18 protein-coding genes are annotated in these 11883 nt (G+C 44.5%); all 18 read left to right on the top strand.

The window, feature by feature from the left end; genetic code table 11:
* Positions 1-151: 151 nt before the first annotated feature.
* The 18 genes from LACSTY_RS04015 to gpG all read left to right on the top strand — a co-directional run bounded on the left by LACSTY_RS04015 (position 152) and on the right by gpG (position 11860).
* Positions 152-1369, top strand: a complete 1218-nt coding sequence (locus LACSTY_RS04015) for a GcrA family cell cycle regulator (RefSeq protein WP_087911787.1) — start codon at positions 152-154, stop codon at positions 1367-1369.
* Positions 1356-1748 (top strand): thioredoxin domain-containing protein, encoded by a 393-nt coding sequence (locus LACSTY_RS04020; protein WP_087911788.1) that lies wholly within the window; start codon positions 1356-1358, stop codon positions 1746-1748. The genes LACSTY_RS04015 and LACSTY_RS04020 overlap by 14 nt, the downstream gene beginning before the upstream one ends.
* Before the next feature lies 1 nt (position 1749).
* Positions 1750-2073 carry a hypothetical protein gene (locus LACSTY_RS04025; RefSeq protein ID WP_042745761.1) on the top strand — a complete coding sequence of 108 codons (324 nt, stop codon included), beginning with the start codon at positions 1750-1752 and terminating at the stop codon, positions 2071-2073.
* A gap of 218 nt (positions 2074-2291) precedes the next feature.
* Positions 2292-3101, top strand: a complete 810-nt coding sequence (locus LACSTY_RS04030) for an HNH endonuclease (protein ID WP_005688561.1) — start codon at positions 2292-2294, stop codon at positions 3099-3101.
* Positions 3102-3296: 195 nt separating this feature from the next.
* The gene (locus LACSTY_RS04035) at positions 3297-3752 is read left to right on the top strand and encodes a P27 family phage terminase small subunit (RefSeq protein WP_005686963.1); all 456 of its coding nucleotides are present in this window, start codon (positions 3297-3299) and stop codon (positions 3750-3752) included.
* Positions 3753-3773: 21 nt separating this feature from the next.
* Entirely contained in the window at positions 3774-5486 is a 1713-nt protein-coding gene (locus LACSTY_RS04040) for a terminase large subunit (RefSeq protein ID WP_033573339.1), read from the top strand.
* A gap of 11 nt (positions 5487-5497) precedes the next feature.
* On the top strand, positions 5498-5689 hold the full coding sequence (locus LACSTY_RS04045) for a hypothetical protein (RefSeq protein ID WP_003661399.1): 192 nt from the start codon (positions 5498-5500) through the stop codon (positions 5687-5689).
* Positions 5690-5693: 4 nt separating this feature from the next.
* Entirely contained in the window at positions 5694-6947 is a 1254-nt protein-coding gene (locus LACSTY_RS04050; RefSeq protein WP_020752179.1) for a phage portal protein, read from the top strand.
* A complete protein-coding gene (locus LACSTY_RS04055; RefSeq protein WP_087911789.1) occupies positions 6901-7530 on the top strand; it encodes an HK97 family phage prohead protease in 630 nt (209 codons plus the stop codon). The genes LACSTY_RS04050 and LACSTY_RS04055 overlap by 47 nt, the downstream gene beginning before the upstream one ends.
* 41 nt (positions 7531-7571) lie before the next feature.
* Positions 7572-8774, top strand: coding sequence for a phage major capsid protein (locus LACSTY_RS04060; RefSeq protein WP_087911790.1), 1203 nt, complete (start codon positions 7572-7574; stop codon positions 8772-8774).
* Positions 8775-8791: 17 nt separating this feature from the next.
* Positions 8792-9031: an Ig-like domain-containing protein gene (locus LACSTY_RS04065; RefSeq protein WP_005712764.1), complete on the top strand. Its 240-nt coding sequence runs from the start codon at positions 8792-8794 to the stop codon at positions 9029-9031.
* A 10-nt stretch (positions 9032-9041) separates the two neighbouring features.
* Entirely contained in the window at positions 9042-9401 is a 360-nt protein-coding gene (locus tag LACSTY_RS04070; RefSeq protein WP_003564855.1) for a head-tail connector protein, read from the top strand.
* Entirely contained in the window at positions 9391-9720 is a 330-nt protein-coding gene (locus LACSTY_RS04075; protein ID WP_087911791.1) for a head-tail adaptor protein, read from the top strand. The genes LACSTY_RS04070 and LACSTY_RS04075 overlap by 11 nt, the downstream gene beginning before the upstream one ends.
* Positions 9720-10106, top strand: a complete 387-nt coding sequence (locus LACSTY_RS04080) for an HK97-gp10 family putative phage morphogenesis protein (protein ID WP_087911792.1) — start codon at positions 9720-9722, stop codon at positions 10104-10106. The genes LACSTY_RS04075 and LACSTY_RS04080 overlap by 1 nt, the downstream gene beginning before the upstream one ends.
* Positions 10106-10492, top strand: a complete 387-nt coding sequence (locus LACSTY_RS04085) for a phage tail protein (RefSeq protein WP_087911793.1) — start codon at positions 10106-10108, stop codon at positions 10490-10492. The genes LACSTY_RS04080 and LACSTY_RS04085 overlap by 1 nt, the downstream gene beginning before the upstream one ends.
* Before the next feature lie 33 nt (positions 10493-10525).
* On the top strand, positions 10526-11134 hold the full coding sequence (locus LACSTY_RS04090; protein WP_087911794.1) for a major tail protein: 609 nt from the start codon (positions 10526-10528) through the stop codon (positions 11132-11134).
* Positions 11135-11187: 53 nt separating this feature from the next.
* Positions 11188-11376, top strand: a complete 189-nt coding sequence (locus LACSTY_RS04095) for an Ig-like domain-containing protein (RefSeq protein ID WP_236944229.1) — start codon at positions 11188-11190, stop codon at positions 11374-11376.
* A gap of 70 nt (positions 11377-11446) precedes the next feature.
* The gene (gene gpG, locus LACSTY_RS04100; RefSeq protein WP_003661382.1) at positions 11447-11860 is read left to right on the top strand and encodes a phage tail assembly chaperone G; all 414 of its coding nucleotides are present in this window, start codon (positions 11447-11449) and stop codon (positions 11858-11860) included.
* The last annotated feature ends 23 nt before the right edge of the window (positions 11861-11883 follow it).

Genomic DNA, 11883 nt, shown 5'->3' on the forward strand with positions numbered 1-11883 from the left:
ACAATTTAATTCTAACTCATCGAAATTTTTTAAGCAACAAAAAAGCTTTCGGGGCCTAATCCGAGGGCTTAAGAACTCGGGAAGTTCTTCATGAGAATGTGAGCAGCGTCATCAAACTGCTCACGGACATTATATTTTCGGAGGCGAGTAGATGCAGTGGACAGATGAACAAATCAGTGACATTAGGAAGCTCGCCTCTGAAGGATTTACCAGACGCGAGACAGCCGATAAACTCGGAATTAGCTACGATGCGTTGCAGGGAAAAGCAAAACGGCTTGGTATCGAGTTCCAAAAACCAGTCAAGAATGAATACGATTCAGCGAAAACAGATAGAAAGAGCCAACCCGTTGATAGAAAAGTAGCTCTTAATGCTGATGGTAGCCAAACAGTCACTGCCTTAATGAGACTCAAGCATGAGCCAAATAAAGACCCACGAACTTTGATGGAGTTGTGTGGATACGATCCTGATAAGTTCGAGATGGTCTTAGGCGACTACAAAGTGTATGAGCAGCATAGTACCGAAGACGGCACAGTTCCGCAGTACAGCATTCATATTCGCGTAAAGCCGAAACAAGGCTTATCGATAAGTGAAATGGCTGAAGCGTTCAACGACAAAATCATTCCGGTCAATTACGGGATGAAGAAATCGGGCGATCGTAACCTAGTCATCCCATTGCCTGACCTGCATTTTGGCTGGACAACATTCGCCGATCTAAAAGACATGGTGAGCCAACTTAGAGAGATCATCATGGACGGCTACAACGAGATTGTGATCGAGCAATTGGGAGATCTGTTCCATAGTGATCAGATTCATGCAACACAAACGGTTAGAGGAACACAATTAGATCACGCAAACATGCGTCAGGCATTCCATGATGCAGTGAAGTTGTTTGATCAGATTATTCCGCTGGCAATTGAATATAGCAATCGCGTATCAATCAAGAGCGTGTTCGGCAACCATTCAGGAGATCTCGAATACGCTTTTCTTTATGCGCTGATAGATCGCTATCCACAAGTACAGGTTGATCTCAATGACAGTAATCCGGCAACCGACTGGCGCTGTGCATACTTGCTAGGGCATGTTGGCATTATGCTCGCACACGGAGATGTAGCCAAGGACAAGCTGACAGGACTTTTTCCATTTGAGTACAAAAAGATATTCAATATGGCAAAAACATATGAGCTTCACTCAGGCCACTATCATAGCGAGCGGTTTAAAGATGATCGTGGCATTATGTGGCGCCAGCTTGGAACAGCAAAGCCAAATGATCCCTATGAGATTAAGAATGGCTTCACCACGGGCAAACATCTGCTGTATGCGTTCGTTTATGACGACACGCGATTGAGGTGTACTTATGAACTCAACTAATGCGATGAAGCGAGTCGGTTACGGATATGTAAGCCGAACAGAGCAATCAATCATTGAGAAATTATCGAGAGAAGAAAAACATATGCACCATAAAGAAAAGCTTGAGGTACCACCATTTACTGGAAAACTTGATGAAGCTAATGGACACTATGCAATTGTATTTACGAAGCCTTATTGCAGTAAGTGTCGGCAAACAATTAGACAACTGTCCAACTCAATGACGGTAAATCATTATCCAGCAGACGAGACAGCGATTGAATACTTTAAACGGATGGGCATACGCTCTATGCCAGTCGTATTTATCTTTGACCACTACGACATCATAGATGAATGGTGCGACTTGCGAGTTGACAAGATCAAACAATACACGGAGGAATGACATGCTATTCGATAATGCTAAAGGCCAAAGTAGGCAATTGTCTCACCGTCAGTTGCCTCCACCAGCACCAGTGCTACCAAAAATGGAAGGATCACTGCCAACTCGTGCCAATGCAACTAAGAAATACAAAGACAGTCTGATTGCCGAAGTTAACGATGCCATTAATCAAGGAATTAATACTACATCCCCAATCTCAATTAGCGTTTCCAAGTACAATCCAGCAGTCGTTAATGAAGTAATCAGTTTGCTAAATAAATCAGGATGGGATGTTACTAGTCTAAATACTGACGGTAACGGTTCCTATTCGACAATCATATTGTCTTAATCGAGAGGCGATTTAGCATGTGCAATTTCTTATTACTGCTCACACTAATATTCGTGCTGGCCAAGCTATTCGGCTTGATTGCATGGAGTTGGCTGCTAGTATTCATGCCGCTAATAGTGATTATTTCTGTGCCGGTGTTGTTTATTGGATTGGCAATTGTCATTAGATTATACGTGGAGTGATGGGCATGGCTAACACATCGTATACGGGAGATATTCATGCCAAGTAAGAAGCTTGCCTTTATAAATGGCAGACCACAATTGGTTGATGCAAATGCTCGTGTTAGATCGGAGGCGGATAGGCAGTACAACCGTGTGCGGAATGAGCAGCAGTCGGACTACCTTAGGTTCTATCACAGTAATGAATGGAAGCAGCTGCGTGAGCAGATATTGATTAGAGACAACAGTTTATGCCAACGCTGTGGCCTGCAAGCCTCATTGGTTGATCATATTGTTCCAAGCGAAGATGACTGGGAAGACCGCACGAAAGCGGATAATCTGCAGGCTTTATGCAGGGACTGCCACTATTGGAAGACGAGACGTGAGACAACCAAGCGTAAGAAGGGACAGCATCGAGCCATGAAGATTACAGTAATCGTTGGCTATCCAGCAAGTGGTAAGTCAACGTACGTCAAGCGACATCAAGGACAGCATGACCTCGTCTATGATTACGACCATCTTATGGCGGCGTTAACAGGCCTGCCATTACATCAGGGCAATATAGACGCCAATGATTATGTGCAGCTAATCTATGAGCTGATACTGCGGAAGCTTAAAGCAGAGCAGACCTTCGACCATGTGTGGTTAGTCATGACATATCCAGATGAGAAGCTAGACACATTGCTTGCTAGTCGAGATGTCGAACACATACTCATCGACACTGACCGAGACACATGCATCCAGAGACTGTCTAAGCAAGGTCGAGATGTGAGTCAACTCATCAAAGTGATGAACAAACTTGACGAAATGAAATCAGAAAACAAATTTGCAAAATTCAAGAAAATAAAAAATAAAAATTACAAAAATTGAATTTTTGAAAGAAATTTATCGGGCGAACAAACGGGCTGAAATCCTCCAGACCCCCCTCCATTTTTATCGGGGGTTACATTTCTCGAAGCGGAAGAACGGTCGGCCTCTTTTTTGCACCCCAAATTGTAACGATTTTTAAGGCGGCAGGGGTAAACTCAGCCCATTTTATATAGATATTAGGAGGTGAAGTGGGAAATGGCTGGAAAATACAAAGTGTTGCAAATGTCTAAGGGTGATTTGACCAAAGAACGGCAAGAAGCCAAGCTACATGCGGAATTAATGGCCAAAGATGGCATTCCAAAACTTCAGGTAACACCGCCTAATCATCTTGACCCAGTCGCAAAACAAGAATACAAGCGAATTATCGAATCTTTGGGGACCTTACCACTTAGAAATCTCGATCGCGCCGAGTTGGAAAACTATTGTACATGGTATTCGGTTTACAAAAACACATCGGTCAACATGAAATTGGCTTTAAAGAATGGAGATCAAGATGAATATTATGCGTACATTAGCACCTTGAATAAGGCCACCGCAAGCATTAAGAGCCTCGCGAGTGATCTAGGGTTGAATGTTAACAGTCGGATGCAAATGAATATGCCTAAGACTGAAGCACAGAAGAACGATTCAATCATTGATACTTTTGGCTGACTGTGATGGAGGTGATGCTGATTGTCAAAATTTAAGGATCCAATGCCTAATTTCATAAAACGTGTGCTAGACGGTCGTCTTATTACTTCTAAGGCAGTTAATCTCGCGGTGAAACGGCATCAAGAAGACTTGAAACGAACAGATTGGCGATGGCGATATGATCCAAATCTAGCGGGAAAAGCTGTTAAATTTATGGAGATTCTGCCAGAACCAAAAAGTGGGAAACCACAACCATTAGCACCGTTTCAAAAATTCATTATTGGCAGTATATATGGCTGGGTTGACAAAGATGATCCAAATATAAGGCGATTTACCGATGTGTTCATTTCGATGGCACGAAAAAACGGTAAGTCACTTTTGATTTCTGGCGTCATTCTGTATGAGTTTCTGTTCGGAAAGAATCCAGCCAACAAACGGCAATTATATACCGCTGCTAATGATCGCAAGCAGGCCGGCATTGTATTCGGAATGGTAAAAGACCGATTACGTGCGCTCATGCGGAAAGACCCAGGCATCAAACGGATGGTTAAGATTACGCGAGATGAACTTGTCAATTTAGACGACGGATCAACAATTCGTTCGTTCTCTCGTGATACAGGACTTGTCGATGGCTATGAACCCCATGTTGCGGTGGTTGACGAATATGCCAACGCTAAAACAACAGATATGATTGAAACCCTTGCCTCAGGGCAGGTGTTACTGCCTAGTTATCTGACGTTCATCATTTCAACGGCTGGATTCGACATGAACGTGCCGATGTTTCAACAAAATTATCCATATGCAAAAAAGGTGTTGTCCGGTGAAGAAACGGCAGAACGCTATTTTGCATTCATTGCTGAACAAGACAACGTACAAGAGGTTGATGACCCCAATTCTTGGATTAAATCGAATCCGCTACTTGACGTTGATATTGTGCATGATCAGATCACCGACTATTTGACCACAAAGCTATCTCAAGCACGTGCTGATGGCAGTTTAAATGCAAAACTGGTCAAGAATTTCAACATTTGGCGGCAAGCGACTGAAGATAGTTATTTAGACTTCGATGCTTGGAAGGATGCTGAATTGAGTGAAAAGCCTGATATTCGCGGCAAAAGAGCTTGGATTGGTATTGATGTTGGTCGTACAAGCGACCTTTTTGCCATTACTTGGTTAATCCCGCAAGAAGGCTGGTGGTGGCTCGATGGTTATGCATTTGTCGCTTCTAAAGGCGGAATTGATAACAAAATCAAGACGGATCGGATTGACTACTTGGCTGCTGAACAACACGGCGAAGGAGAGATCAGCAGCTTAGAGTCAGGTATCATCGACAACGATCGGGTATATGAATGGCTCGAAGACTTCATTGAACGTAATGACTTAGATGTTCAAGGTATCATGTACGACCCTTATCAATTTGGACCAATGCTAACGGCAATTGAGAAGAATCATCCTGAGTGGCCGATGGTACAGGTGCGACAAGGAACGCTGACACTGTCAATGCCAACTAAGCAGTTCCGCGATGATGTTATAGGCGGTCGCATAAAGCATTCAGATAATCGCATTATGCAGGCCGCCGCAATGAACGCGGTTCTAATGTCTGACAACAACGGCGTCCGTATTAATAAGAATAAGTATGCTAACAAAATAGACATGATTGATGCCACGCTTGATGCTTATGCCATCGCGTTCAAGGAAGACTTGGACAACTACTTGGACGATGAGCGTGTCTTCAGCGATGATTTTGGCTTCTAGGAGGTGAGAACGTGAATGGAAAACTAGCTAACTTTTTTAGAATTCTTGGCGCAAATATGGCTGGAATTGCCACTGTTTTAGGCTTCATTTTAGCTGGATATGGGGCTTTTTTGATCAATAGGCCTACTGGATTCATGGTTTGCGGCGGATTGTTGTTTGTTCTCGCCTTTATTCTGTTGCTTCCTGATAACGAAGGGAGGTGATTGAATGAAGCTATTTCGAGGACTTGCAACAGAAGCAGATCCCCATTGGGCTGATAATTTGCTTGATTCAGGGGTGATTCCGTCATTTCGTGGGGCTTATCTTGGGATTTCAGCGTTACGCAACTCTGATGTGCTAACAGCAGTATCAATTGTCGCTGGTGACGTCAGCCGGTTCCCGTTAGTGATTACTGACAGCTCAACCGATGAAGTGATAGACTTGTCTGACATTGATTATCTGATGAACACAAAGGTTAACAAACGTTTATCAGCATATCAGTGGAAATTTTCCATGATGGTCAATGCAATTTTGACTGGCAATGCTTATTCGCGGATTGTGCGCGATCCGATAACCAACGAACCAGCTATGTTTGAGTTCTATGCCCCATCACAGACGCAGGTGGACACAAGCGATCCCGAGAATCTTGTCTATCGATTCACACCATACAACGCAAGTGTTCAAAAAGTTTGCAGTTTTGAGGATGTTATTCATTGGAAGTTCTTTTCATATGACACCATCATGGGCCGCTCGCCGCTACTTTCCTTAGGTGATGAGATTGGACTTCAAGAATCCGGTGTTTCCACGCTTCAAAAGTTCTTCAAGAGCGGATTGAAAGGCTCAATTATCAAAGCAAAAGAGAGCCGCCTATCTGCCGAAGCACGCCAGAAGATTCGTGAAGATTTTGAAAGGGCACAGGCAGGTGCTGATGCTGGATCGCCAATTATAGTTGACGCGACGATGGATTATCAGCCGTTGGAAGTTGATACCAACGTTCTTAATCTGATTAACAGCAATAACTATTCAACAGCGCAGATTGCGAAGGCTTTACGGGTGCCAGCGTATCGATTAGCCCAAAATAGTCCCAATCAGTCAGTTAAGCAGCTTGCTGATGACTATATTCGCAATGATCTTCCATTTTACTTTGAACCGATTACAAGCGAGTTTGAACTAAAGTTGCTTGATGACAACCAGCGCCATCAGTATCGCATTGGCTTTGACACAAAATCAGTAAACGGATTGCCGATTGCTGACGTCAATACAGCAGTTAATGGCGGACTGTGGACTGGAAACGAGGGACGTGCGGAGCTTGGAAAGAAACCGTTAAAAGACCCGAACATGGATCGTATTCAGTCGACACTTAACACAGTGTTCCTTGATCAAAAGGAAGCATATCAAGCTGAACACGCATCGCAATTGAAGGGAGGTGATGCTAATGACAAAGGAGCTGCGAATGACAGCGACACCCATGCAAATTCGTGATGGGGATGAGAAACATCCAACTGTCATCGAAGGTTATGCGCTTAAATTTGACCGGAAATCTGAAATCATGGGCGGCGGTGAATTTAGTTTTCGTGAGCACATTGACCGCCATGCGCTCGACAATGCTGATATGAGCAATGTCGTGGCGCTATTTAACCATGATCAAAACCAAGTATTAGGCCGCACTGGCGTTAATTTGGAACTGACCATTGACGACACTGGACTTAAGTACACTCTGACGCCACCAGATACACAACTCGGTCGTGACTTACTAGAAAACGTCCGGCAAGGGATTATCAGTCAGTCAAGCTTTGCATTTACGATTGCGCCAGACAAAGACGCGCAAAAGTGGCAAAAGTCAAGCGAACGAGGGGTTAAATACGAGCGCACAATCAACAACATTGATCATCTGTTTGATGTTTCGCCGGTGACAACACCTGCTTATCCAGACACTGAGGTAAAGGTCGGAGCACGATCGTTGGAACAGATAAAAGCGCTAAATCAGCCGCCAGAATGGGAACTTAAGCGGCGCAAGATGCTTTATCAACTGAATAAAGAGGAATTGCTCAAGGGCATCGAATAATCGGTGCCTATTTTTGTACAAAAAATAAGGAGGGTCACTAGATGACTTTAGATGAAAAATTAGCTGCTGTTAAAAAGCAACTTGATGAAAAGCGTTCAGCGTTACCAGCTATGAAGACAGAACTTCGTTCTTTACTTGAAGGTGAAGATTCCGAGGAAAACCTGAAGAAGGCAGAAGGCGTTCGTGCCAAGTATGATAAAGCTGGCAAAGAGATCAAAGATCTTGAAGAAAAACGTGACTTATACGAGGCTGCGTTGAAAGGCAATGAACAGCCAAGCGACAAGAAGAAACGGCAACCTGAACAGCAGAATTATCGCACCGCTATGAATGCCTATCTTCACAGCCGTGGCCGTAACACAGAAGGCATTGATTTTGAAAAAACAGACGTTGGTACCTTTGCGGTTTTGCGTGCTGATCCTACTGATGCCAGTGATGCAGTTAACGCTGGGGTTAAGTCTGCAGATGCTGCATCGACCATTCCAGAAACTATTGTCAATACACCACAGCGTGAATTGCAGACAGTGGTCGACCTGAAACCATTCACTAATGTCTTCCAAGCCTCCACTCAAAAGGGAACTTATCCAACGGTTGCAAATGCCACTACCAAGATGGCAACCGTTGCTGAACTGGAAAAGAACCCGGCAATGGCTAAGCCTAATTTCAAGCCTGTCAACTGGTCAGTAGACACCTACCGGCAAGCGTTGCCAATTTCGCAGGAATCAATTGATGATTCTGCGATTGATTTGGTCGGCTTGATTGCTCAAAACGCGCAACAAATCAAGGTCAACACGACTAACAGTGCCGTTGCAACTCTGCTGAAGGGATTCACTCCAAAGAGCATTACCTCCGTTGATGATTTGAAGCACATCAACAATGTGGACTTAGATCCGGCATATTCACGTGTCATCATCGCGTCCCAGAGCTTTTACAACTTCTTGGATACGGTGAAGGACGGTAATGGCCGTTACTTGTTGCAAGACAGTATCTTGACCCCGTCTGGCAAGAGCGTTCTTGGTATGCCGATTGTTGTTGTATCTGATGATACTTTGGGTGCAGCAGGCGAAGCACACGCCTTTTTGGGTGACATCAAGCGGGCAATTCTGTTTGCTAACCGCGCAGACTTCATGGTTCGCTGGGTTGATGATCAGATTTACGGTCAATTCTTGCAAGCAGGAATGCGCTTTGGTGTATCTGTTGCTGACGAAAAGGCTGGCTACTTCCTCACATACACCCCAAAAGCGTAACGCCTGACGGAGTGACTTTGAGCCAGAAAACGTTCACAGGTGGTGTCGGTGCCACAAAAGATATCACGGTGACAGTCACTCCTGATGGCGCTCCTCAAGCAGTCGAAGCTGTGTCGAGCGATGAAAGCGTCGCTACGGTTGTTAAGAAGTCCGATGGTGTTTACACTATTACCAATCTGGCAGCGGGCACAGCGACAATCACATTTAGCACTAATGGCATCAGCTCAACGCTTGCTGTTACTGTTAACGCCGGGTAGGTGATTACTCTTGGCAGATACTACGCTTGACAAAAGCCCACTGACTGATGAACAGTTTCAGGTTCTGAAAATGTACTTGAAAGTTGATCAGACAATCGAAGACCCAATGATTATGCAACTGGTGCATGACGCTTGTGGTGAAATCAGTTCGGCTATTAGTTTTGGATCAAATCCGGAACAATTTCTAAGCAATCCAGAAACTCGGGATCGTTTCTTCACAGCGCTGATGAAGCAAGTGAAGGAAGACTATGACTACCGAGGTATGGGTGCTGAAGTCATGCGCTTTCCTTTACAAACATCAACAACAAATATCATCAATCAGCTTCGCTCAGAATTGCCGGAAGAGGATGGTGATTCTGATGCGAACTAATCGAATGACTGAGAGAATTGCGTTCGTCAGCTATGAGTCAAAAAAGGTTAACGGAGTTCCGGTTGATGGTGTGCTCGTTAATCATATGACGGTTTGGGCGGAAGTTCCTAAGGTACCAATCAGAGAAGCAAATGATCCACAGACGAAGTTGGGCACTCGCAAAGACAGCCCGACTTTTTTAGTGCGATTTTTGACCGCAGAGGAAATCCAACCAACTTGGCGAATTCAGTGGCGTGGGAAGGAATATCAAATCACGGGTCTTGATCCTGATTACGAGAGGCGCGATCTGACAACGATTACGGCAAAGGCGGTGAGCTGATGGGCGTAAAAGTCACAGGTGATGCTGAACTGCTCGCTAATCTTAACAAACTCCAATTTGGGGTTGCAAAAGAAGCTCGAGCGGCTGTCCGAGATGGCGCACAAAAGTTTGCCGACAAGCTAAAAAGTAATACGCCTGAGTGGGAAGGCGAGACCGATATGAGCGGACATCTGAGAGATGACATCAAGATTTCAAGTGTCCGTGAAACGAGCGGATTAACAGAAGTAGACGTTGGATATGGTAAAGATACCGGCTGGCGTGCTCACTTTCCAAACTCGGGCACTTCAATGCAGGATCCGCAACATTTCATTGAGGAAACCCAAGAAGTCATGCGGCCAGTTGTTATTGCTACTTTCCTAAGTCACTTGAAGGAAGGCGGGATGTAATGGCACCCGAAAAACGTGTTTATGACATCCTGTCATCCAATTTGGATATTGCTGACAAGGTATATATAGGTACCCCAGACTTCAATAACCGGACTAGCGTAACTCCTGAAAGTCTAGCTCCATGGGTGAGGATCACTTCTTTGCCCGGTGATGCTGCTGATTATGCTGACGATTCTAGGATCCTAGAGTATCCGAAAGTACAAGTAGATTTTTGGGTGGACAAAACGGACTGGGATCAACAAGAAAAAATTGAAACACAGATATATCAAGCACTACATGCGGCTGGCTGGGAAAGGTATTATCGCAACTCCTACGTTGATGGTGATACCCCAACCCTCCGCATGACAACAGGATACTTTCAGTTTCAAGGACTGCCGATTGGCTAGCCCTTTTCATTTTCCTAAAGGAGGATTTTAAATATGGCAGATACTGCTGTTACAACTAATAAGAAGTTAGCAAAATTTGGGGCTTCGGCCTTTGAATACGGGGTTGTCGGTGATGACGACTTTGTACAAAGCACACGCAAGATTCAAGGCTTATCTAGTGTGAAATTGGATATTAAAACAGAGCAAAAGACGCTGTCCGCTGATGATGGCCCGTACTTGATTCTTTCTGGTGGTATCACAGAAGCAACCGAAACAATCGAAATGTACGATGTGGATTCACAGATGAAGGCTGATTTATTTGGCATTAAGGTTGTTAATGGGGTTGAAGTATATCCAAAGAACCTTAGCCCTAATTACGCCGCAACTTTGTTCCGTACAAAGCTATCAAATGGTAAATACGTTTGGGTTGGTATGCTCAAGGGAATGTTCTCACTTCCGGGCGTTGATACCAAGACTGTTGACGGCACGCCAGATCCGAGCGCTGACAGCATCGAAGGATCATTCATTCCTCGTGGTGACCAAGACACTGGCAATGTTGTGTTGATTGGTCGTGAAGACAACGATGGATTCAATTTTGATACCTTCCACAGCTATGTATTCCCTAAGACTGCTCAAGACGCGACTATTGCCCCAAAAGCGTAGTCGGCGTCAGCTTTGAGAACAGTTCGATTAACCTTGCGGTTGGCGCATCTACAGTGCTAAAAGTGCAAGTTGATCCGGCTGATGCCGTAAATAAACAAGTTACTTTCAAAACGTCAGATCCTACCATTGCCACCGTTTCCAGTGATGGAACTGTGACTGGTGTAAAGGCAGGGTCTGCAACCATAACAGTCACAACTGACGATGGTGGTAAAACTGCCACCGCAACTGTAACTGTGGCTTAGCAATAAACTCGTCGCCTTGTAAATGCACAATACGCGAACAGCGGGCGGCTTATACCTAAGGAGATTAAGCATGGCATATCAAATTAAACTAAATATCAAAGGCGAAACGTGCGTTTTCACACGAAATGGAGAGCCAACATTACGTGATACCACGAACGCCTTGAAAGTGCAGCAACAACAATTGCGCATGCTAAACCGTAAAGATGGCCCTTCAAACGATGATTACGACGAAAACGAGAAAAACTTAGCCAAATTTGCGGTTGATTTCTGGAAAAACCAGTTTACTACCGATGATGTTATTGATGGCTCGTCTATTTCTTTGAAATCGCTGGATTCAATCAATGATGCCATTGGCGATTCTCTAAGCGACGGTGAAGAGGATAAGAAGGACACAGCAAAAAAATCACCGAAGCGGACGTCAAAGAAGCCATTAGCAACCTTGACGACTTCTACAAAGCAAGGCTCTCTGAAGGCTACCGATTAGCTGACGTTGATGCTATGACGCTC

Source organism: Lacticaseibacillus styriensis, assembly GCF_030770295.1.
Lineage (GTDB): Bacteria > Bacillota > Bacilli > Lactobacillales > Lactobacillaceae > Lacticaseibacillus > Lacticaseibacillus casei.